General features: G+C 68.5%; 24 protein-coding genes. 12 read left to right on the top strand and 12 right to left on the bottom strand.

The features are described from left to right. The first annotated feature begins 14 nt into the window (after positions 1-14). Genes flgG through DDZ18_RS07750 form a run of 4 tightly spaced genes read left to right on the top strand, consistent with a single transcriptional unit; the run spans position 15 to position 2,962 of the window. Positions 15-800: a flagellar basal-body rod protein FlgG gene (gene flgG, locus DDZ18_RS07735; protein WP_109252784.1), complete on the top strand. Its 786-nt coding sequence runs from the start codon at positions 15-17 to the stop codon at positions 798-800. A gap of 11 nt (positions 801-811) precedes the next feature. Beyond that, positions 812-1,753 (top strand): flagellar basal body P-ring formation chaperone FlgA, encoded by a 942-nt coding sequence (gene flgA / locus DDZ18_RS07740; protein WP_109252785.1) that lies wholly within the window; start codon positions 812-814, stop codon positions 1,751-1,753. Between the two features lie 17 nt (positions 1,754-1,770). Beyond that, the gene (flgH, locus tag DDZ18_RS07745; protein ID WP_109252786.1) at positions 1,771-2,559 is read left to right on the top strand and encodes a flagellar basal body L-ring protein FlgH; all 789 of its coding nucleotides are present in this window, start codon (positions 1,771-1,773) and stop codon (positions 2,557-2,559) included. A 25-nt stretch (positions 2,560-2,584) separates the two neighbouring features. Beyond that, complete coding sequence (locus DDZ18_RS07750) at positions 2,585-2,962, top strand: hypothetical protein (protein ID WP_109252787.1); 378 nt, start codon at positions 2,585-2,587, stop codon at positions 2,960-2,962. Positions 2,963-2,971: 9 nt separating this feature from the next. Here the strand turns inward: DDZ18_RS07750 and dksA are convergent, their stop codons facing one another. Both dksA and DDZ18_RS07760 read right to left on the bottom strand, forming a co-directional pair. Beyond that, a complete protein-coding gene (gene dksA / locus DDZ18_RS07755; protein ID WP_109252788.1) occupies positions 2,972-3,403 on the bottom strand; it encodes an RNA polymerase-binding protein DksA in 432 nt (143 codons plus the stop codon). A gap of 145 nt (positions 3,404-3,548) precedes the next feature. Beyond that, entirely contained in the window at positions 3,549-3,971 is a 423-nt protein-coding gene (locus tag DDZ18_RS07760) for a flagellar assembly protein FliX (protein ID WP_109252789.1), read from the bottom strand. 238 nt (positions 3,972-4,209) lie between these two features. Here DDZ18_RS07760 and DDZ18_RS07765 point away from each other — a divergent pair, with 238 nt between their 5' ends. Genes DDZ18_RS07765 through DDZ18_RS07775 form a run of 3 tightly spaced genes read left to right on the top strand, consistent with a single transcriptional unit; the run spans position 4,210 to position 6,085 of the window. Continuing rightward, positions 4,210-5,310, top strand: a complete 1,101-nt coding sequence (locus DDZ18_RS07765; RefSeq protein WP_109252790.1) for a flagellar basal body P-ring protein FlgI — start codon at positions 4,210-4,212, stop codon at positions 5,308-5,310. 2 nt (positions 5,311-5,312) lie between these two features. Continuing rightward, positions 5,313-5,648: a rod-binding protein gene (locus DDZ18_RS07770; RefSeq protein WP_109252791.1), complete on the top strand. Its 336-nt coding sequence runs from the start codon at positions 5,313-5,315 to the stop codon at positions 5,646-5,648. Further along, entirely contained in the window at positions 5,645-6,085 is a 441-nt protein-coding gene (locus DDZ18_RS07775) for a flagellar basal-body protein FlbY (RefSeq protein WP_109252792.1), read from the top strand. The genes DDZ18_RS07770 and DDZ18_RS07775 overlap by 4 nt, the downstream gene beginning before the upstream one ends. A gap of 3 nt (positions 6,086-6,088) precedes the next feature. On the opposite strand, the gene DDZ18_RS07780 is transcribed toward DDZ18_RS07775, so the two are convergent. From DDZ18_RS07780 to DDZ18_RS07805, 7 genes are all read right to left on the bottom strand, one after another. After that, the gene (locus DDZ18_RS07780; RefSeq protein ID WP_233245757.1) at positions 6,089-8,911 is read right to left on the bottom strand and encodes an NHL repeat-containing protein; all 2,823 of its coding nucleotides are present in this window, start codon (positions 8,909-8,911) and stop codon (positions 6,089-6,091) included. Positions 8,912-9,728: 817 nt separating this feature from the next. Continuing rightward, positions 9,729-9,953: a hypothetical protein gene (locus DDZ18_RS13735; protein WP_146190633.1), complete on the bottom strand. Its 225-nt coding sequence runs from the start codon at positions 9,951-9,953 to the stop codon at positions 9,729-9,731. Next, entirely contained in the window at positions 9,953-10,945 is a 993-nt protein-coding gene (locus tag DDZ18_RS07785; protein ID WP_109252794.1) for an RHS repeat-associated core domain-containing protein, read from the bottom strand. Before DDZ18_RS07785 ends, DDZ18_RS13735 begins: the two co-directional genes overlap by 1 nt. 96 nt (positions 10,946-11,041) lie before the next feature. Next, positions 11,042-11,626, bottom strand: coding sequence for a hypothetical protein (locus tag DDZ18_RS07790; protein ID WP_233245758.1), 585 nt, complete (start codon positions 11,624-11,626; stop codon positions 11,042-11,044). 335 nt (positions 11,627-11,961) lie between these two features. Then, positions 11,962-12,981 carry an RHS repeat-associated core domain-containing protein gene (locus DDZ18_RS07795; RefSeq protein WP_109252796.1) on the bottom strand — a complete coding sequence of 340 codons (1,020 nt, stop codon included), beginning with the start codon at positions 12,979-12,981 and terminating at the stop codon, positions 11,962-11,964. 24 nt (positions 12,982-13,005) lie between these two features. Further along, on the bottom strand, positions 13,006-13,311 hold the full coding sequence (locus tag DDZ18_RS07800) for a hypothetical protein (RefSeq protein WP_109252797.1): 306 nt from the start codon (positions 13,309-13,311) through the stop codon (positions 13,006-13,008). Between the two features lie 147 nt (positions 13,312-13,458). Beyond that, positions 13,459-14,229: a cytidylyltransferase domain-containing protein gene (locus tag DDZ18_RS07805; RefSeq protein ID WP_109252798.1), complete on the bottom strand. Its 771-nt coding sequence runs from the start codon at positions 14,227-14,229 to the stop codon at positions 13,459-13,461. Positions 14,230-14,345: 116 nt separating this feature from the next. Here DDZ18_RS07805 and pseB point away from each other — a divergent pair, with 116 nt between their 5' ends. The 5 genes from pseB to DDZ18_RS07830 are packed head-to-tail and all read left to right on the top strand — an operon-like array spanning position 14,346 to position 18,774. Then, complete coding sequence (gene pseB, locus DDZ18_RS07810) at positions 14,346-15,443, top strand: UDP-N-acetylglucosamine 4,6-dehydratase (inverting) (protein WP_109252799.1); 1,098 nt, start codon at positions 14,346-14,348, stop codon at positions 15,441-15,443. Continuing rightward, entirely contained in the window at positions 15,440-16,492 is a 1,053-nt protein-coding gene (pseG, locus tag DDZ18_RS07815) for a UDP-2,4-diacetamido-2,4,6-trideoxy-beta-L-altropyranose hydrolase (protein ID WP_158272104.1), read from the top strand. The genes pseB and pseG overlap by 4 nt, the downstream gene beginning before the upstream one ends. Positions 16,493-16,499: 7 nt before the next feature. Then, positions 16,500-17,096: a formyltransferase family protein gene (locus DDZ18_RS07820; RefSeq protein ID WP_109252800.1), complete on the top strand. Its 597-nt coding sequence runs from the start codon at positions 16,500-16,502 to the stop codon at positions 17,094-17,096. Next, on the top strand, positions 17,093-18,154 hold the full coding sequence (pseI, locus tag DDZ18_RS07825) for a pseudaminic acid synthase (protein WP_109252801.1): 1,062 nt from the start codon (positions 17,093-17,095) through the stop codon (positions 18,152-18,154). Before DDZ18_RS07820 ends, pseI begins: the two co-directional genes overlap by 4 nt. Next, positions 18,151-18,774, top strand: coding sequence for a pseudaminic acid biosynthesis-associated methylase (locus DDZ18_RS07830; RefSeq protein WP_109252802.1), 624 nt, complete (start codon positions 18,151-18,153; stop codon positions 18,772-18,774). The genes pseI and DDZ18_RS07830 overlap by 4 nt, the downstream gene beginning before the upstream one ends. Here the strand turns inward: DDZ18_RS07830 and pseC are convergent. From pseC to DDZ18_RS07845, 3 genes are all read right to left on the bottom strand, one after another. Next, positions 18,771-19,946 carry a UDP-4-amino-4,6-dideoxy-N-acetyl-beta-L-altrosamine transaminase gene (pseC, locus tag DDZ18_RS07835; RefSeq protein WP_109252803.1) on the bottom strand — a complete coding sequence of 392 codons (1,176 nt, stop codon included), beginning with the start codon at positions 19,944-19,946 and terminating at the stop codon, positions 18,771-18,773. The genes DDZ18_RS07830 and pseC overlap by 4 nt on opposite strands. Positions 19,947-20,063: 117 nt before the next feature. Continuing rightward, positions 20,064-20,897 carry a flagellin gene (locus DDZ18_RS07840; RefSeq protein ID WP_109252804.1) on the bottom strand — a complete coding sequence of 278 codons (834 nt, stop codon included), beginning with the start codon at positions 20,895-20,897 and terminating at the stop codon, positions 20,064-20,066. A gap of 203 nt (positions 20,898-21,100) precedes the next feature. Next, positions 21,101-21,469, bottom strand: coding sequence for a flagellar protein FlaG (locus tag DDZ18_RS07845; RefSeq protein ID WP_109252805.1), 369 nt, complete (start codon positions 21,467-21,469; stop codon positions 21,101-21,103). Between the last annotated feature and the right edge of the window lie 33 nt (positions 21,470-21,502).

Here is a 21,502-nt window from a genome sequence, read left to right on the forward strand (position 1 = left end):
AGAAAGGGTAAGCCATGCGCGCCTTGTCCACCGCCGCCACCGGGATGGAAGCCCAGCAGCTCAATGTCGAGGTGATCTCCCACAACCTCGCCAACATGAACACGACCGCCTTCCAGCGGCAGCGCGCCGAGTTCGAGGACCTGCTCTACCAGAACATCCAGCAGGTCGGCGCCAACTCCTCCGACGCCGGCACGATCGTGCCGACCGGCGTGCAGGTGGGCCTCGGCGTCGAGGCCGGCTCGGTCTACCGCATCACCGAGCAGGGCAACCTCACCCAGACGGGCAACGATTTCGACGTCGCCGTGTCCGGCAACGGCTATTTCCGGATCCAGCTGCCCGACGGCTCCGACGCCTATACCCGCGCCGGCAATTTCTCGAAGGGGCCCGACGGCCAGCTCGTCACCGCCAGCGGCTACCTGGTGATGCCGGGCGTCGCCATCCCGGACGAGGCGCGCGAGGTGGAGATCAACGAGCAGGGCCAGGTCGAGGTGCTGCTCGACGGCGATCCCGACCCGCAGGTCGTCGGCCAGCTGGAGCTGGTCACCTTCCCCAACCAGGCCGGTCTCGAGGCCCGGGGCGGCAATCTCTACATCGAGACCGCCGGCTCGGGCGCGCCCAATGTCGGCACGCCGGGACAGCCGGGCTTCGGCGTCGTCCGCCAGGGTTTCGTCGAAAACTCCAACGTCGACGCCGTCGCCGAGATCACCGCGCTCATCCAGGCCCAGCGCGCCTACGAGATGAACGCCCGCGTGATCACCGCCGCCGACGAGATGCTCGCCACCTCCTCCAATCTCCGCTGAGGCGCTGATCCATGGCCCGCTTGCTCGCCTGTCTCATCGTTCTCGCCGCAACGGCGGCGGCGCCGGCGCTCGCCGACGACGCGGCGCCGCGCACGGTCGTGCTCAAGGAGCGCCTCGTCAGCGACGATCACGTCATCACGCTGTCGGACATCTTCGAGAACGCCGGCGAGGCGGGCGCGACGATGATCGCCCGCGCCCCGGCGCCGGGCGAACGCCTCTCGCTCGATCCCGACTATGTCCGCCGAGAGGCCGCCGGCGCCGGGCTCGACTGGGCCAACGGCGCAGGCGTCCAGCGCGTCACCGTCGAGCGCGCCGGCCGGGCCGTCGGGGCCGCGGAGATCCGCGAGCTGATCGCGACCGCGCTCTACGCCGAGACCGGCCGGGCCCACGAGGTGGAGCTGTCCAACCGCAATCTCGCACTGTACGCGCCGGTGGATTCGGCCGGTGCGCCGGAGCTGGTCAGCCTCGACACGGATTCCCGGGCCGGCCTGTTCCGCGCCGAGATCGCGCCCTGGCCCGACGCCGAACCCGTCACCGTCTCCGGTCGCGCCGAGACCGTCGTCGACGTGCCCGTGCTCGCCCGACCCTACGCGCGCGGCGAGGTGATCGCCGAGGCCGACATCGAGTGGATCCGCCTGCCCGCCGACCGGATCCGGTCGGACGCCGTGCTGGAGGCCGACGCGATGGCCGGCATGGAGGCGCGCCGTTCGCTGCGCGCCGGCGAGGCCCTGCGCGGCTACGACCTCTCGCAGCCGGCCGCCATCGCCCGCGGCGAGACCGTCGCGCTGGTCTACCAGGTCGCCAATCTCACGCTGACCGCGCGGGCGCGCGCGCTCGAGGACGCCCCCCTCGGCGAACCCGCCCGCTTCATGAACCTGCAGTCCAACCGCACGATCGAGGCCGTCGTCGAGGCGCCCGGTCGGGCGCGCGTGGGCGCCAACGCCGCATTCTGAACGGACAGGAGCTTTCCATGATCGTCCGCCCTTCCCGGTTCGCCGCCTGCCTGCTGGCCTCGGCCGCGCTGAGCGCCTGCGCGGCGACGGATCGCCTGTCCTATGTCGGCCAGCCGCCGCCGCTTTCGCCGATCGACAACGAGACCGCGCTCGGAAACAACGACCGACGCCATGCGCCGCTTCGCCCGTCGCAGGACCGGCTCGCCCAGCTCGAAACTCTGGCGATGGAGCGCGAGCGCCCCGCCAACCCGAACTCGCTCTGGCGCGACAACGCCCGCAGCTTCTTCGGCGATCCGCGCGCCTCGGCCATCGGCGACATCCTGACGGTGCGCATCGATATCGAGGACCGCGCCCAGGTCTCCAACCAGACCGCGCGTTCGCGGAGCACGGCCGAGGATTCGAACCTCACCAATTTCCTCGGCGGCGAGGCCGCGCTCGACAACTTCTTCAACGACGCGGTGAACCCGGCCTCGCTGACGAATTTCGGATCGAACTCGTCGACCCAGGGCGCGGGCTCCGTGAACCGTTCGGAGACCATCGAGCTGTCGGCGGCGGCGATCGTCGTCGACGTGCTGTGGAACGGGAACATGCTGATCCACGGCCGCCAGGAAGTGCGCATCAACAACGAGGTGCGCGAACTGCTCATCTCCGGGATCGTCCGGCCGGAGGACATCGACTCCGACAACACGATCAGCCATCAGCAGATCGCCGAGGCGCGCATTTCCTACGGCGGCCGCGGGCATATTTCCGAGATGCAGCGCCCGCCGATCGGCCAGGAGGTCTACAACATCCTCTGGCCCTTCTAGCGGCGCCGGCAGTCAGGTTGCGCCCATGTCCGAACTGGAAATCGAGCGATCGGAGCTTCCCGACGCGAACGTGTTTTGCGTCCGCCTGATCGGCTCCAACGTCTACGTCGAAAGCGAAGCCAACGCTCGCACGCTGGTCGAGCGGCTCGTGCGCGAGGAGCGCGACGGGCTGATCATGGACTATCGCGAGTGCGTGCTGGGCCACACGCTGGAGGAGTTCGCCGCCGTCGCGCACATCTTCGTCGGCGGCCTGGCCGGACGGCGCATCCGCGTCGCCTATGTCTACGGCCAGGGCAACATGATGCACGCGCTCTACATGACGAAGCTCATGCAGGAAGGCGGGCTCGACGCGCGCGCGTTCGAACGCTGGGAGGACGCCGAGGAATTCGCGAAGGCCGCCTGAGCGGCCCGGTCAGTCGTCGCGGTGGACGCGCTCGGAACGCTCGTGGCGTTCCTGGGCTTCGAGGCTGAGCGTCGCGACCGGGCGGGCCTCGAGACGCGCCAGCGAGATCGGCTCGCCGGTCTCCTCGCAATAGCCGTACTCGCCCGCCTCGATCCGGCGCAGGGCGGCCTCGATCTTGGCGATCAGCTTGCGCTGGCGATCGCGGGCGCGCAGCTCGAGCGAGCGATCGGTCTCGGTGGACGCGCGGTCGGCGAGATCGGGCAGCGTCCCGAGATCTTCCTGGAGGTTGGAGATCGTGCTGCGGCTCTCGCGAAGGATCTCGTCCTTCCAGGCCATGAGCTTGCGCCGGAAATATTCCTTCTGGCGCGCGTTCATGAATTCCTCGTCCTCGCTCGGACGATAGCCGTCCGGCAGTTCGATCTCGGAATCCGTGACGCTCATGAGCCCGTCTCCTGACCTCACCCCCCGGTAAGAGCGGGGCGGAGAATATCCAGCAAACCGATCGAGTCAATCGAGCGGCGCCGTCTGTCCCCAGCTCGCCGTGGATTGTGAAACTTCCGTGATTTCCACGATCTAGGCATGAGAGTCAGGCGTCGTACTTCGCCAGCTCGACCGCGGCGCGCAGCTCGACCTCGTCGAGCGCGGCCTCCAGGTCGGGATCGTCGGTGGCGTCGCGGCGGGTTCTGAGCGTGTCCATGAGGCGGGCCAGCTTGTCCCGGGGAATGCCGCCCTCAAGCAGGGCGATCTTGAGATCATCGAGCACGTCGAGCAGATCGAGCGCCCGCTCGGTGGCGCGCTTCTTGGCCTCGCGGAAATCGCCCGTCGACTGCAACGCCAGGACGGCGTCGACGGAATTCACCGCGGACGCGCCGGACAGCGGCGCGCTCGCCCCGGTCGAGGCGGAGCCCGAAGACGCGCCCGGCGAGAACGTCGACTCCGACGCGCCCCCCGACGCCTTCTTGCGGGCGCCGGACGTGCCGGGAACATTGCGCGGTCCGGTGACCTTCATGGGCTGATCCTGCAGCGTGAAATTCCAGATTCGAGCGTCGCTTAAGCTCTGTTAACAGCGGCTTAAGTCAGACGCCAGGCCCGGCAGATTTTTCCCGGCAAATGCATCGCCCGGCGAGACCTTCACCGGCTAGGCCTTTCTTATATTGTTGATAAAGCAGGCTTTTCCGGCTGTTAACCTTGGCACGGATCTCGCATAGGCAAGCGCGAAGCTTCAACCTGCGCAAAAGAGCGTGTTCATGATCCGCACCCTTCTCGCCCTCCTCGCCGCCGCGCTCGTCACGACCGGCGCCCTGGCGAACCCGCGCATCAAGGACATCGCCGACGTCGAGGGCGTGCGCGAGAACCAGCTCGTCGGCTACGGCCTCGTCGTCGGCCTCGACGGCACGGGCGACACGCTGCGCAACACCGCCTTCACCCGCCAGGCGCTCGACTCCATGCTCGAGCGGTTCAACGTCAATATCCGCGACTCCGACCTGCGCACCGGCAATGTCGCCGCGGTGATCGTGACCGCTCAGCTGCCGCCCTTCGCCATGCAGGGCACGCGCATCGACGTCACCGTCTCCGCGCTGGGCGACGCCGAAAGCCTGCAGGGCGGCGTGCTGGTCGCCACCCCGCTGGTCGACGCCAACGGCGACGTCTACGCCGTCGGCCAGGGCTCGGTCGCCGTCGGCGGCTTCGAGGCCCAGGGCGACGCGGCGAGCATCACCCGCGGCGTTCCCACCACCGGGCGCATCGCCAACGGCGCGCTGATCGAGCGCGAACTTGACTGGGACATCGCCCGGCAGAGCGATATCCGGCTGTCGCTGCGCAATCCCGACTTCACCACCGCCCGGCGCATGGCCGAGACCATCAACGCCTTCATCGGCCCGGGCGCGGCGAGCGCGAACAATCCCTCGACCGTCGCCCTGTCCCTGCCCCAGAGCTATTCCGGCGACATGGTCTCGCTGATCGCGGAGATCGAACAGCTGCGCGTCGAGGCCGACATGCGCGCCCGCGTCGTCATCGACGAATCGACCGGCACGATCGTGATGGGCGAGGACGTGCGCGTCTCGACCGTCGCCATCGCCCAGGGCGGGCTGACGATCACGGTTTCCGAAAGCCCGCAGGTGAGCCAGCCCACGCCCTTCTCCGAGACCGGCGAGACCGTCGTCGTGCCGCGCACCGACATCACCGCCGAGGAGGATCTCGCCCAGCTCGGCGTGCTCGAAGGAACCGTGTCGCTGCGCGAACTCGTCGACGGGCTCAACGCGCTGGGCGTCAGCCCGCGCGACATGATCACCATCCTGCAGACCATCAAGGCCGCCGGCGCGCTGCAGGCCGAGATCGAGGTGCTCTGACCATGGACGGGCTGATGAACGCCCAGATGCAGGCCGCGCTGAGCCAGGCCAACGGTTCGTCGACCGGCGCGCCGCAGGTCGGCCGCGTCGAGAACATGGCGCAGGCCCGCGAGGTCGCCCAGGACTTCGAGGCGATGTTCCTGGCCCAGCTCCTCGAGCACATGATGGGCGAATCCACGCAGAGCGAGGCCTTCGGCGGCGGCCCGGGCGAAAGCGCCTTCAAGGGCATGCTCAATGAGGAGTACGCAAAGGTGATGGCCCAGGCCGGCGGCATCGGGCTGGCCGACGAGCTCGCCCGCGAGATCATGACCCTGCAGGAAGCGGAAGACGACGCATGACCGAACTCGCCGCCGAGACCCCCGCCGAGCGCGCCGAGGAGCTGATCCGGCTCACCGAGCGCCTGACAGCGCTGATCGAGCAGGAGACCGCGCTGTTCGCCGCGCGCCGTCCGCACGAGGCGAGCGATCTCCAGGTCGAGAAGACGCGCCTGGCCGCAATCTATCGCACCGAAACCCGGCTCGCCGCGCAGGACGCCTCGCGGCTCGCCGGCCTCGACGCGGCGACGAAGGCGCGGCTGACCGAGACCACCCGGACCTTCGAGGCCGCGGTCGCCGAGAACGGCGCGGCCGTCGAGGCGATGAAGGTGGTGACCGAAGGCGTGGTGAAGGCCATCGCCGACGAGGCCGCCCGCCAGCAGCAGTCCGACGCCGGCTACGGCGCGTCGGGTCGCCAGTCCGGCCGCGTCGGCGCCATCGCCTGCAACCAGACCGTCTGACTTCTAGAACAGCGCCAGCGTGCCGCCGCCGCCGCCGCCCGACTGCAGGCGCGCGAGACCGGCTTCGTAATTGGCGATCTGCGAGCTGAGATAGGCCGGGACCGGCCCGCCGCGCTTGCCCGCCTGCGGGCCCTCCAGCAATTCCCTGAGCTCGGGATCCTGGGTGAGATAGCGATAGGCGCGCTGGATCTTGCCCATGGCCGCGACCAGCGCCTCGTTGGCGGCCGCCGCGGAGTCGCGGTCGGCGACCGACAGCGCCTCGGGCAGTTCGAGCGCGAAGACCTTCGGCGCGGCCGAGGTCGAATCGCCGTCGTCCTTCGTGACCTTCCCGCTCACCGCCCCGGGGCTCAGGCCGAGCCCCTTGAGCGCGTCCTCGCCGTCGGTCCCGGGCAGGAGCTCGATGGTGACGCCTTCCTTCGGCTTGATCGTGAGCTGGTCGCCCTCGAGCGCGCGGCGCACGTCGGCGGTCCCGTCGAACAGCAGCACGGCGTTCAGCTTGAAGGTGAGCGAGCGGATCGTGTCGTCGTCGTCGATGGTGATCTTCTGCTTCCGGCCGCCGTCGACGGAAACGTAGAAGTGATCGCCCGGGCGCACGCTCGACCGATCGGTGACGACGCGGCTGTCGGAATAGGACAGCGCGCCGGCGGGCAGGCCGAGCTTGTTCAGCGCCGAATCGCCCGTCGGGTCGACGACGATTCCCGCGCCGGACGACAGCCCGCCGCGGCCGGACACCTGCTGGACGAATGTGCGCGCGCCGGTCGCCGCGTCGAAGCCGGCGGCGAAGGCGTTGCGGTCGCCGTTCTGTTCGCCGCCGGGCAGCGCGGCGGATGTCTTGCCGGTGAGATAGACGGTCCCGTTCTCGACCGCGACGCCGGCGGCGGAGTTGTCCTCCGGCGTGCCCAGGAAGGTCGCGTAGTCGACGCTCGCGCTGGCGCCGTCGGAGACCTTGACCAGGACCGCGTCGCGGCCGCCGGCGTTGGCGTCGACGACGGTTCCGGGCGCGAACCCGGCCCCGGCCGCGCCGGCGAGATAGATGTCGCCGGCGGCGTCGACGGCGATCCCGCCGATGCGCCCGCCGTCGAGATCGCCGAGATCGAGGCTCCAGACCGGCGCGCCGGTTCCGTCGTCGCCGGCGGCGTACTTGGTCAGCACCGCGCGGCCGTCCTCCTCGGTCGCCACGATCAGCCCGCCGTCGGCGGCGATGGCGGTGGCCTTGGCGCTCTCGGTTCCCGTTCCGGCGCCGGCGGCGCGCGTGTAGAGCGTGTTCCCGTCAGCGTCGAGCGCGCGCAGATAGCCGTCGCGCCCGCCCTGGTTGGCGACCCCGCCGATGCTCGAATTCGCCTCGCCGGCGACGTAGATGGTTCCGTCGGAACCGACCGAGACGTGGTTGGCGCGGTCGTCGGCGAGCCCGCCGAAGCGCCGCGTCCACTGCTCGACGCCGTCGGCATTGTATTTCACGACGACCGAATCGTCGCCGCCGACCTTGTTCGTCCCGCCGAGCTCGCCCTCGACCGAGCCGGCGACGATGACGTTGCCGTCGGCGTCAACGGCGACGGACGCGCCCTCGGCCTCGCCGGCCGCGCCCAGCGTGCGGGTGAAGACCTCCTTGCCGTTGGAGTCGTAACGCACGACCACGAGGTCGCTCTCGCCCTTGATGGCCTGGCCGTCGACGGCCGCCGAGGTCTTGCCCACGACATAGATCCCGCCGTCGGCGCCGCGGGCGGTGGCCATCACCTCCAGCGGATTGGACGTCTCGCTCGTGATCGTCTCGCCGTCCTCGCTCGTGGTTTCGGTCACGGTCGGGGCGGCCTCGATGCGCCGGGAGAAGACCGTCGTTCCCCCGCCGGCGAGATCGACGATCCTGGAGAGCTGGCCGGCGGCCTCCTCGCCCGCGCCCGACACGCCGGCCATGAACAGCGCCGGCGCGCCGGTTCCCGTCGCCGGGGCGAAGCTCACGCGCTCGGTGATGATGCCGTTGACCTGGAAACCGAAATTGTCGCCCTGGATGATCCCGTTCTCGTCGGGCTCGCCGATCTTCACGCGCTCGAAGCGGGTGAGGAAGCCGTTCGCCTCGAGCTGCGCATTGATGTGGTCGGCGACATTGTCGAGCGTGCGCGGCGTCGTTCCCATGTCGGCGAGATCGATCGCGACGGCATTGTCGACGCCGTTCTTGCGCACGGTGATGTCGAAGCGGACATCGCCCTGGAAGGCGTCGACCTCGGCGTCATAGGCGCCGGAATGGACGATCCCGCCGGTATAGCTCGAGCCGCCGCGCGAAACCTTGAGCCCGCTCTGGAATTCGGTGAGCTGCTCGCCCTGCACCACCGAGACGCCCTCGAGCGAGAGATCGTCGAAGAAGCCGCCGAGCTGGGCGACGCCCTCCTGGAAGCGCCGGTCGTAATAGGCGCGGTCGAAATCGCTCGCGCCCTTGTCCATGGCCGCCGCCGCGATCGACTGCAGCCGGCGAACGCCGCGATACATCGCGAACAGGGATTTCTCGTCGTCGCTCGCCTCGATGTCGGAGAAGTCGCCGAAGCGGCCGTCGAAGAACTCGCCGTTCGCGAGCACGGAGCGGCGCAGCCCCTCGAGCTCGGCGATCTCGCCGCGCGGGTCCCAGGGCGGCAGGACGCCGCTCGCTTCGGTCTTGGCCCCCGCGCCCGAAAGTCCCGCGGTCTCCGCCGCCGCGGCCGTCGCCGTGAGCCCGCCCCCGCCGCCGGCGGACGCGCCGCTGCGCGCGGTGAACCACGCCGAAAGCAGGGAGCTCGACAACCCGGTGACCATGACCTGTCCGACCGCCTCATGACTGACGATTCGACGAAGCCCCATGATCGCCGCAAAGGCGGTAACAAAGGGTTAGGAAACGGGGGGGAGTCGGGGTGTGTTCGGGCTCTGGATTCCCGCATCCGCGGGAATGACGATTAGGGGCGAGCCGCCGCGGTCGTCATCCCGGCCGGAGCGCGCAGCGCGGAGAGCCGGGATCGACCGGGCTCGCGAACCGATGTCGGGAAGCGTTTTCGGTCGATCCCGGACAGCCCTGCGGGCTTCCGGGATGACACTTTGCTCTCCGCCCGCCGCGGCGGGATCGAAGACCGCCCGCGTGCGCGCCCCTGTGAGGTCGTACTCGTAGGTCCACGTCCCCTCCGGCGCGACCATCTGCGTCTGCCGGTTCAGGGCGTCGTAGGAGAACGTGTGCGTGAAGACGAGCTGGCCCGCGTCGCCCGCAGGCGCGCAGCGCCGAGGACGCGCAAGCTTAAAGACTGAGCCAAGGTTAAGCCGGCGGAGACGCGCCGCCGCTCGACGACATTGCCGTTGGCGTCGAGCTCCGTCCAGTCGCGCCCGCCATGGGGATAGGTCGTGACGTGATCGCGCCCGTATGCGTCGGTGCTGATCCGCGTGCGCCAGTAATTCGCCGCGTCGGGCTCGTCGGACTCGTTGACCGCGCAGTCGGCGTCATGGTCCTCGCGACTACCAGTAGAACACCGGCCGGCCCAGCACCTAGCGCTCGTTCAGCCTAGCCCTTTCAAAGGATGAGTTTATCGATCGAAAAAATCAAAATTTAAAGTTAAATTAACACCTCATATAAATTTATACTTTGCGAATAAAAAATATGTCGCCACTTCATAGATGCTATTTAAACTCAACGCTACACCCCTTTTTTTCTAATTCGTTCGATTATTAGCAAAGAAATAATATCATATACCAAACCTGCGATACCCAACGCTATCGATGATGCGATCCAAAACTTTACCCAAAATACAAGTGTGTTAGACGGGCTTAGTAGAAATGGTGCAAATATTATTGCGCCAAGCACACCCCACCCAATTAATGAAGCAACTGCACCGACGAAGTAACCCAGCAAAACCATCATTAACGTCGATCCTCAATACGATCGCGCTCGTCCAAGGCATCATTAGTAACTCCGGCCCCTACATCGGTGGCAGTTTGAGTCACAATAGCCTCTCCAACCTGTTCGGCGCCCCTAGCAAGATTGACCGTAGCAGCCGTCGAACCTCCTTGAATTGCGCCTTCTGCTGCCTCTCCAACTGTACGTCCAGCCTGTAGCCCTCTTCCGAGAATTGGGCCTGCTGCTCCCGCTGCAGCTCCCACCGCGATCTCTCTCCCGACATTGCGGTCCGAGATATCGTCACCAAAGGCCCCGTCGAGGGCCACCTCTGCTCCGGCTTGAGCCGCACCATACGAAGCTCCAGTAGCAACGGCCGCTACCAAGCCTGCACCGCTTCCTATTACGGCACCAGTCACTGCGCCGGTACCTGCGCCAACCGCTCCGTTCAGGGCGATTTCGCCAACATTCAAGTCTCTAAAATTACCTCCATTGGCCGCCAATTGCTCACCAGTTTCTCGGACTGCAGCACTCACACCACCGATAAGTCCACCAACCGCTGCTCCAAAGCCGGCACCCACGGCACCAACCTCACCACTCGGATCCGTCGCATTGAGCGGGTTGTTGCCGACGTAGGCGTACAGGTTCATCTGGTCTTCGTAGCCGATGGGGTCGACCTCGAGGAAGCGGCCCAGCGCCGGGGAGTAGTAGCGCGCCCGGTAGTAGAGGAACGCCGTCTCGGGATCGTAGCGCCGGCCGGTATAGCGGAACGGGTTGCCGGTGGCGTCGGCGAGCGGCTCCACCCCGAAGGGCGAGTAGACGTATTGGGCGGCCACCGCGCCGGTCTCGTCGGATAGCGCGATCACGTTGCCCAGCCGGTCGGCGTGATAGAAGAAGCGGTCGATCGCCGCGCCGGTCGCTGTGTCCACCGTGATCATGGCCGCGCGCTCGTCGATCGAGGGGCCGGGCACGAAGCGCGTGATGACGTTTCCGCCGCCGTCGAGCTCGGCGATCTCCATGGCCAGTTCGCCGCCCGCGGGGCCGGCGGCATGGACGAAGCCGGTGACGGTCCCGTCGACGGTCTTGGCGATGCGCCGGCCGGCGGCGTTCCCGGATCAAGTCCGGGACAGGCTCCGTCGTACTCGATCGTGGTTCCCGACCCCGCGTCGCCCGCAGGCGCGAAGCGCCGAGGACGCGCATGATGCGAGACTCGCCCCGGTGAGCCGGTTCTGGGTGTCGTGGTTGAAGAAGCGCGTGCCGTCGCCGATGAGGTTGTCGGCCTCGTCCCAGGTCAGCGTCCAGACATCGTCGGCCTCGCCGTCCGGGCTGAAGGTCACGCCCGCATACTGGTTCTGCGCGTTCACGTCCGCGTAGCTCAGATCGTAGTCCTGGTCCGACGCGTTCCACAGCCAGCCCGCCACATCGGCGGCGGCGTCGGTGAGCCGGCCCGAGCCGTCATACTCATAGCTGAACGTCACCGTCTGGCCGGAGAAGGTGTGGACGAGGCGGGCGAGATCTCCGTCGTCCTGCCAGCCCGCCTCGACGCCGGAGACCGCCGCCGACCCCGGCCCGGGCGACGGGCTGTTCGGGTCGTAGCCGCCGGCGTGATGCTCGATGCGCCGGCCGAAGCGGTCATAGACATACTCGGCGAGCGTGGCCTCGCTCGTCCCGTCGCCGTTCGCGTCCTCCTCGACGCGCACGAGCTGGCGCCGCGCGTCATAGGCGTAGCGCGCCGCCCAGCCGTCCGGCCAGGTGATGGAAAGCAGATCCCCGCCGCGCGAGTACTCATAGCCGACGGTGACGCCGTCATCGCGGCGCTCCTCGGTGAGGTCGGTTGAAGTGACCTAAATGTCCGAGTTCTGATTTCTTGAGGACCGTTTTCCCAACGCCATGCGTCCAGTTAACAAAAAGCAGAAAGACAGGCTCACCGCCGCGACAAGCCAAATATCAGCATCCGTTGCCGAATAGACTCGCGCAGACACAAGCGCACTAGCCAAACAAGCTATCGCCACCAATCCGCTAAAGACCCTCATATCTAACACCCATCCGGATCAACACACGTCCGCGTATGTTCGCGGCCTTCTGACCGTACCACGCTCACCCCGACGCCAAAGCCCGGACCACCCTCAAGACCTGAGAAATTACCAGTCTCTGCATCGAGCTTAACTCCGACACTCACACCGGCATAATCGAACGAAATATTAATTGTAGGAGAGGTGAGCGCCTCAGATGAGGTGGCATAACCGAAGTTCATATTGCCTCCTGCTGTCGAGCCAAGCTGACTCGGACTGTCATCCAAATCAATCATATTTGTGGAATTACTAGTAAAAGTAACAACTTCATTTGTCGCTCCGTCAAATGCCACTCCGCCTTCAACCTCGGCGCCAACAGGACCACCGATCAGGGTTCCTTCGCCTCCAACGTAAACGGCACCGTCTCCCACCGCCGCATCCACTCCCTGCGCGACAAGCTCACCCATCTCGACGCTCGCTTCATGATACTGCTGCTCCCGCTCGAATGCCTGCGAGTCAGGGTCCCAAGCTTCCGGCGGCATCTCCCCACTCGGATCCGTCGCATTGAGCGGGTTGTTGCCGACGTAGGCGTACAGGTTCATCTGGTCTTCGTAGCCGATGGGGTCGACCTCGAGGAAGCGCCCGAGCGCCGGGGAATAGTAGCGCGCCCGGTAGTAGAGGAACTCCGTCTCGGGATCGTATCTGCGCCCGGTATAACGGAACGGGTTGCCGGTGGCGTCGGCGACCGGCTCCACCCCGAAGGGCGAGTAGACGTACTGGGCGGCCACCGCGCCGATCTCATCGCTTAAGGCGATCACATTGCCCAGCCGGTCGGCGTGATAGAAGAAGCGATCGATCGCCGCGCCCGTGGCGGTGTCCACCGTGATCATCGCGGCGCGCTCGTCGATCGAGGGGCCGGGCACGAACCGCGTGGTGACGTTTCCGCCGCCGTCGAGCTCGGCGATCTCCATGGCGAGTTCGCCGCCCGCGGGGCCGGCTGCGTGGACGAAGCCGGTGACCGTCCCGTTGACGGATTTGCTCATCCGCCGGCCGGCGGCGTTCCCGGATCAAGTCCGGGACAGGCTCCGTCGTACTCGATCGTGGTTCCCGACCCCGCGTCGCCCGCAGGCGCGAAGCGCCGAGGACGCGCATGATGCGAGACTCGCCCCGGTGAGCCGGTTCTGGGTGTCGTGGTTGAAGAAGCGCGTGCCGTCGCCGATCAGGTTGTCGGCCTCGTCGTATGTCAGCGTCCAGGCATCGTCGGCCTCGCCGTCCGGGCTGAAGGTCACGCCGGCATACTGGTTCTGCGCGTTCACGGCCGCGTAGCTGAGATCGTAGTCCTGGTCCGACGCGTTCCAGAGCCAGCCCGCCACATCGGCGGCCGCGTCCGTGAGCCGGCCCGAGCCGTCATACTCATAGCTGAACGTGACCGTCTGGCCGGAGAAGGTGTGGACGAGCCGGGCCAGATCGCCGTCGTCCTGCCAGCCCGCCTCGACGCCGGAGACCGCCGCCGACCCCCCCTACCCCGCCCAGGGCCGCGTCACGTCGGCCTCGGCCGCGGACTCCAGGCGCGCTTCGTCGGTCCAGTCGGCGTTGATGGCGGGCAGGTCGGGGACGGCCTGGCACAGCGCGGCGAGCTCTTCCGTCGTCGCCGTGGCCGCACTCTCGCCCAGGGCGTCGAAGACGGCGCGGAAGAAGGCGAGATCCTCGGGCCGGTCGAGCGTCCAGCGCAGGCGCTCCAGCCCGCCGCCGGGGCCGACGAGGGCGGCCTTCTTCACGTCGGAACGGGCGCGCAGCCAGGGCGTGACGTGCTCGCGTTCATAGGGCTCGGCGGCTTCGGCTTCCGCCTCGAACAGACGGGCGGCGGGAAAGGCCTCGCAGTCGAGCCCGTGGGGAAAGCGCGGCGGCATGTTGTTGCAGGCGTAGTCGGCGCCGGTCTCGGCCAGGAGATCGATCACGGCGCCGCACACCGCGGGGTCGATGAGCGGACAGTCGCTGGTCACGCGCATCACGGTTTCGGCGGCCACGGCGCGGGCCGCGTCGGCGTAGCGGGCGAGCACGTCGGTCTCCGAACCGCGCACCACGGCGTAGCCCGCCCGGCCCGCCTCGGCGGCGACGGCGTCGTTCTCGGCGGTGTCGGGAACCGCGCACACGACGAGGTCGGCGCCCGGGATCGCCGCGCAGCGATCGAGGCAGCGCGCGAGCGCGGTCTTCGCCCCCAGCGCCTCGAGCACCTTGCCGGGCAGGCGCGACGAGCCGATGCGGGCCTGGACGATGACGGCGACTGTCACGGGCGGCGCCTCCGCTGCGTAAGAGCCGACGCTCCGGCGACGCGCCTAACGCGGCGTTAACCCACGGCGAAGAACCGTTAACGCGAGGCTGCGAATCGAAAAGCGAGACGAGGGCCATGGGCCAGACCGCTCCCCGCGACGCCGCGCGCGACCAAGGAACCGACGCCGATCTCGACCGGCTCTTCGTGTCGCGCGATTTCCGCGCGCCGCGGCTCGATCTGAACGGCAAGACGGTGCTGGTCACCGGCGGGACGGGCTCGTTCGGCCACCAGTTCGTGCGCACCGTGATCGAGGAGTTCCGGCCGAAGAAGCTGATCATCTTCTCGCGCGACGAGCTCAAGCAGTACGAGATGGCCCAGCGCTTCTCGCCGGCCGAGCATTCCTTCATGCGCTATTTCATCGGCGACGTGCGCGACGAGACCCGGCTCGACATGGCGATGCGCGACGTCGACGTCGTCGTCCACGCCGCAGCCCTGAAGCACGTGCCGATCGCCGAGTACAATCCCTTCGAGTGCATCAAGACCAACGTGATGGGCGCGGAGAACGTCGTGCGCGCGGCGATCAAGCGCGGGGTGAGTCATGTCTGCGCGCTGTCCACGGACAAGGCGGCCAACCCGATCAATCTCTACGGCGCCTCGAAGCTGGCCTCCGACAAGATCTTCACCGCCGCCCAGGCGATGGGCGGCGAGGACGGGCCGACCTTCTCCGTCGTGCGCTACGGCAATGTCGTGGGCTCGCGCGGCTCGGTCGTGCCCTTCTTCAGGAAGCTCGTCGCCGACGGCGCCGACCACCTGCCGATCACCGACGAGCGCATGACGCGCTTCTGGATCACGCTCACCCAGGGCGTGAACTTCGTGCTCTCCTCGATGGCGCTGGCCAAGGGCGGCGAGATCTTCGTGCCGAAGATCCCGTCCATGAGCACGATCGATCTCGCCCGCACGATCGCGCCCGACCTGCCCCACAAGGTCATCGGCATCCGCCCCGGCGAGAAGCTCCACGAGGTGATGGTCACCTCCGACGACGCCCGCGACACCGTCGAGCTCGACGACCGCTACGTCATCCTGCCCTCCTACGCCGCCGAGGTGCGCGCGGCCTGGGCCGAGGCCGGCGCGGCGCCCGCGCCGGAAGGCTTCGCCTACTCCTCCGACGCCAATCCGGAGCGCCTCGACGCGCGCGCCCTGCAAGGCCTGCTGCGCGAGACGTTCGAGTCGTGACCGCGCGCGGCCGCGCGCCCCGCGTCCTGTTCCGCTGCGATGCGCGTCCCGATCTCGGCGGCGGCCATGTCATGCGCTGCCTGGCGCTGGCCGACGCGCTCGAACGGAAGGGCGCGAGGATCGGATTTTCGGTCAATGAAGGCGCGACGCGGGTCGCCCCCGCGCTCAGGCGCGCGGGCCACGCGATCGCCGTCGCGCCTGAGACCCGCCTGGCGCCCGCGCCCTGGGACGGACCGTCCGACCTGATCGTGGTCGACTGCTACGACATCGACGCGGGGATCGAGCAGGACTTCCGGCGCATGACGCGGCGCATCGCCGTGATCGACGACCTCGCCGACCGCGCCCATGACTGCGACCTGCTGCTGGACCAGAATTACGGCAAGGACGCCGCGCGCTACGCCGGGCTCGTCCCGGATCACGCCGCGCTGCTGCTCGGCCCGGACTACGCGCTGCTGCGGCCCGAATTCGCCGCGCGACGCGACGAGAGCCTCGCCCGTCGCAGGCGGCCGTCGCTGGAGCGCGTGCTGGTGAGCCTCGGGCTGACCGATGTCGGCGGCGTCACCGCCCGCATCGTCGACGCCCTGCTCGGAGCGGACCCGGAGATCGCGGTCGACGCCGTCATCGCGGCGGGCGCGGCGAGCCGCGAGACGCTGGAAGAACGATCCAGGGCGGAGCCGCGCCTGAGCCTCCACCTCGACGCCGCCGACATGGCCGAGTTGATGACGCGCGCCGACCTCGCCGTCGGCGCCGGCGGCGGCACGGCGCTGGAGCGCTGCGCGCTCGGCCTGCCGAGTCTCGTCACGGTGCTCGCCGACAACCAGGCCGATCTCGCCGCCAGCCTCGACGCGGCCGGCGCGGCGATCGGCGTCGGCCGCGACGACGGCGACCTCGGCGAGCGCATCGCGAAATGCCTCGTCGACCTGCGCGAGACCCCGACGATGCTGCGCGTGATGAGCGACGCCGCGGCGCGGATCTGCGACGGGCGCGGCGCGGAACGCGTGGCCGGCCGGATGCTGGGATTGTTCGAGCCCGCCGGAGCCGACGGATGAGGCGGCCATGAGCGTGCTGGTGCTGTCGCCCTACCCCGAACGCCTCGCCTTACCGGACGCGACGATCGCGGACGAGGACGACGACGTGCTCGCGCGCGCCGAGGCCTGCGGCGCGGACTGGATCGTCTCCTACGGTTGGCGGCGGATTCTCAAGGGCGCGCTGCTCGAGCGCTACGCCGGGCGGATCGTCAATCTCCATATCTCCTACCTGCCCCACAATCGCGGCGCCGATCCGAACTTCTGGTCCTGGTGGGAGGACACGCCCAAGGGGGTGAGCGTCCATCTCATCGACGAGGGCGTGGACACCGGCGCGATCCTGGCCCGCGAGGAGGCGCGCTTCTCGCCGGGTCCGAGAACGCTGGCGACCACTTATGAGGACTTGCGCGCCCAGGTCGAAGCGCTGTTCAAACGCGTATGGCCCGACATCGCGGCGGGCCGCGTCCGGCCCCAGCCCCAGCCGCCCGGCGGTCCACGCCCGCGCCGGGCCGCCGAGAAGACGGCCTTCTTCGAGGCGCTGCCCGCAGGCTGGGACACCCCCGTCGAGACCGTCGAGGCGATGGGGCGGACCTGGCGCGCCGACGAACAGGAAAGGACGATGCGATGAACGCCGCGCCGGAGATCGCCGGCCGCCCGATCGGCCCCGACCATCCGCCCTATATCGTCGCCGAGATGAGCGCGAACCATCTCGGCGATCTCGATCGCGCGCTCAGGATCATCGAGGCCGCGGCGGCCTGCGGCGCCGACGCGGTGAAGATCCAGACCTACACGCCCGACACCATCACGCTCGATTGCGACGGGCCCGACTTCACCCTGCCCGACGGGCTGTGGGCGGGCCGGACGCTCTACGATCTCTATTCCGAGGCGCAGACGCCCTTCGAATGGCACGAAGCCCTGTTCGCCAAGGCCCGCGAGGTCGGGATCACGCTATTCTCCGCGCCCTTCGACTTCACCGCCGTCGACCTGCTCGAACGCCTCGACGCGCCGGCCTACAAGATCGCCTCGCTTGAGGTCGTCGACCTGCCGCTGATCCGGCGCGCGGCCGAAGCCGGCAAGCCGATGATCATTTCCTCGGGGACGGCGAGCCTCGGCGAGATCGCCGACGCGGTTCAGGCCGCGCGCGAAGCCGGCTGCCGCGAGCTCATCCTGCTGCACTGCGTTTCGAGCTATCCCGCCAGGTTCGAGGAGGCCGACCTGCGCACCATCCCTCACCTCGCCGAGGCCTTCGACGTGGTGAGCGGGCTGTCCGACCACACGCCGGGCACGGCCGCGGCGGTAGCCGCCACGGCGCTGGGCGCGGCGCTGATCGAGAAGCACTTCACGCTGGCGCGCGCCGACGGCGGGCCGGATTCGGCGTTCTCGCTCGAGCCCGACGAGCTCACGCGCCTCGTCGAGGACACGCGCAACGCCCACGCCGCGCTGGGGCGCGTGCGCTACGATCTCGTCGGCGCGGAGACCACCTATGTGAAGTTCCGGCGCAGCCTCTATGTCGCCGAGGACGTCGCCGCAGGCGAGGAGCTGACGTCACGCAATGTCCGCTCCGTCCGGCCGGGCCACGGGCTCGCCCCGCGCCACCTGCCCGACGTGCTGGGCCGGCGCGCGGCGCGCGATCTGAAGAAGGGCGAGGCGCTGTCCTGGGCGGCGATCAGCGGAGAGAGTTCATGACCCAGCCCATCGATGTCTGGCGCGGCGAGTTCGGCGACGAATACACCGAGCGCAACGCCGCCGACGAAACGGCGCTGCATCGGCGCACGCGGATGTGGGCGCGCTGGCTCGATTGTTTCGGCACGCGCGAGCCGGCGAGCATTCTTGAGGTGGGCTGCAATCTCGGCCTCAATCTGCGGGCGCTCCGGCGGCTCACCGACGCCAGGCTGATGGCCGTCGAACCCAACGCCGGCGCCATCCGGCGCGTCATCGAGGACGGGGTCGCGGACGAAGACTCCGTGCGCGAAGGCGTGGGCGAAGCGATCCCCTTCCCCGACGGCGCCGCCGAGCTGGTCTTCACCGCCGGCGTGCTCATTCACGTGCCGCCCGACAACCTGCCCGCGGTCGCCGACGAGATGCACCGCGTCTCCTCGCGCTTCATCCTGGTCTCGGAGTATTTCGCCAGCGAGCCCGAGGAGAAGCGCTATCGCGGCCAGGACGGACTGCTCTTCAAGCGCGATTTCGCCGGCTTCTTCCTCGACCGCTTCGATGACCTGGAGGTCGTCGCCGACGGCTTCCTGTGGAAGCGCACGACCGGCATCGACGACACGACCTGGGCGCTGATGGAGAAGCGCGGCTAAACCCCGAGCGCCTCTTTCAACGACGCGGCCACCCGGGCGGGGTCCTCGTCCGACATCGCCGGAAACAGCGGCAGCGACAGCATGCGCGCATAATAGCGCTCGGCGCCGGGCAGCTCCGGGGTCTCGACCCGCGCCGCCCACCAGGGCTGGCGATGCACCGGGATGTAGTGGACCTGACTGCCGACGCCGCGCGCGCGCAGCCGCGTCATGACGTCCGCGCGGGACACGCCCGCCGCGTCGAAATCGATCCGCACATTCATGAGATGCCGGCAGGGGTCGCAGCCCGCGACGGTCGCCGGCGGCCGCACGACGGGCGCGAGCGGGGCGAGCGCATCGGCGTAGAGCCCGGCCAAGCGCCGGCGCCGCTGTGCGAAGCGATCGAGCTTGGCGAGCTGGGAGCGGCCGAGCGCGGCGGCGATGTCGCTCATGCGGTGGTTCCAGCCCAGCGCTTGCATCTCGTGCCACCAGGGTTCGTCGCGGCCTTCGGCGCGTTGGAAGCGGGCGGGATCGCGTTCGATCCCGTGGCTGCGCAGGAGCCGCATGCGCTCGGCGAGCGCCGGGTCGCGCGTCGTCACCATCCCGCCCTCGCCGCTCGCGATCGTCTTGACCGGGTGGAAGGAGAAGGTCGCCGCCTCGGCGAAGGCTCCGTCCCCGACCACGCCGCCGTCGGCGGCGACCGAGCCCAGCGCGTGGCAGCTGTCCTCGACGACGAAGGCGCCGGCGCGTTCGGCTTTCGAGCGGATGCCCGGACGATCGCAGACCACGCCGCCGAGATGGACCGGCAGCACGGCCTTCACGCGGCCCTCGGCGCGATCGAGCGCTTCCGACAGCGTGTGCGGGGTGAGCAGGCCGGTTTCGGAGTCGACGTCGGCGAATACGACGTCGGCGCCGCAATAGGCCGCGGCGTTCGCCGTCGCCATGAAGGTGATCGCGGGAACGATGCAGACATCGCCCTCCCCGACTCCCAATGCGGCCAGGGCCAGGTGCAGGGCCGCGGTGCCCGAATTGCACGCGACCGCATGCGGCGCTCCGACCGCGCCGGCCAAGTCCGCCTCGAACGCCGGGACCGCGGGACCGGTCGTGAGAAAGTCGCCGCGGAGCACGTCGACGACGGCGGCGACATCGTCCTCGTCGATCTGCTGGCGTCCGTAGGGCAGGAAGGGCTCGGACATGGCGGGCTCGTCGTCTGGTCGCGACCTCTATGCCCCGACTCGGCGGAGCGCGGAAAAGAAACGGCCCGGCGCAGGGTCGCGCCGGGCCGGCCGTGGCGGGGCGAAGTCGGGCGCGGCCTAGCGGCCGAACAGGGAAAGCAGGATCTGCGGCTCGGAGTTGGCGATCGAGAGCGCCTGCACGCCGAGCTGCTGTTTCACCTGCAAGGCCTGCAATCGGGCGCTCTCCTTGCCGAGATCGGCGTCGACGAGATTGCCGATGCCGGCGGTGAGCGAGTCCATGAGCTTGTCGACGAAGGTGCGGTGGGCCTCGATCTTCTTCAGGTCCGAGCCGAGATTGGCCAGCGCCTGGTTGACGTTGTCGAGGCTGCGCGTGATGTCCGAGACGACGGCGGCGGCCTGGCTCGTCGTGCCGAGGCTGGCCGTGCTCGACAGCGTGATGATCGATCCCGAGACCGACATGTCCTGGGTGCGCAGCGTGATCGTGCGCGTCGCGTCGGCGTTGGCCAGGAATTCGATGCCGCCCGTCACCGAGCCGTCGAGCAGGTTCGCGCCGTCGAACTCGCCGTTGGCGAGAACGACCTGGATCTGCTCGAGCAGCGACTTGAAGTCAGCGTCGTAGGCCTGCCGGGAGAAGGTGTCGATCGAGGGATCCATCGCCGCGGTGGCCTTCTCGCGCATCTGGATCAGCAGGTCGGAAATCGATTCCCCGGCGGCGAGCGACACGTCGCCGATCGAGGCCGCGCGGTCGAGCGAGGTCTGGACGGCGGTGAGCGCGCCGATATCCGAGCGCATGCCCTGGGCCACCGCGAACACAGCGGAGTTTTCCTTCGCGCCCGAGACCTTGAGCCCCGTGTTGATCCGCTGCTGAACCTCGCCGATGTCGGAGTTGGTCTTGTTCAGGTTCTGGAGGGCGACCATCGCCGAGGTGTTTGTGTGGACGCTCAGCGTCATCGTTCTGCTCCCGTTTCGCCTCGCACTGCCGCTTCGGCGGCGCTCGGCTCACGCAGGAGCAATGGTCGGGCCAATACGGTTAATCCGCCCCGATCCATAAACTTTTCAAAAACTTATGATAAAGAAAGAAAGTCGCCCGTTATGCGGACGATGCGAGGAAAGCGGCGAATTTTGCCCAAGGACCGGCGACTATTGCCCGGTCGTCAGACCTGCTCGTTCAACAATCCGCCCTGCAGCGAACGCAGGTAGTTCATCAGCTCGAGATAGTCTTCCGGCGGCCACTGGCGCACGATCTCGCCGGTTTCCTGGTCGAGGAAGCGGTAGACGAAGCGACCGCTCTCGTCCTCGCGTTCGATCTGCAGGCGCGACTGGGGCAGCGCCTCGAACTCCATGCGGAGCTCCTCGATCGCCTCGATCTGTTCGCGAACCCGGCCCGGATCGGCGGGCGGCGTTCCGCCCTCTTCGGTCTCGCGGCGTTGATTGGCGGTCGCCCGGTGGACCGGTTCGACCTCGCCGACCGGCTTCGGCCGTTCGACGTAAGTTTGTCTCGCCCCCAACTGCTCGATAGCCATTGGTCTCTCCTGGAACCGCGTTCGCGCCTCGCC

It is taken from the genome of Marinicauda salina (assembly GCF_003122085.1).
Taxonomy (GTDB): Bacteria; Pseudomonadota; Alphaproteobacteria; order Caulobacterales; family Maricaulaceae; genus Maricicauda_A; species Maricicauda_A salina.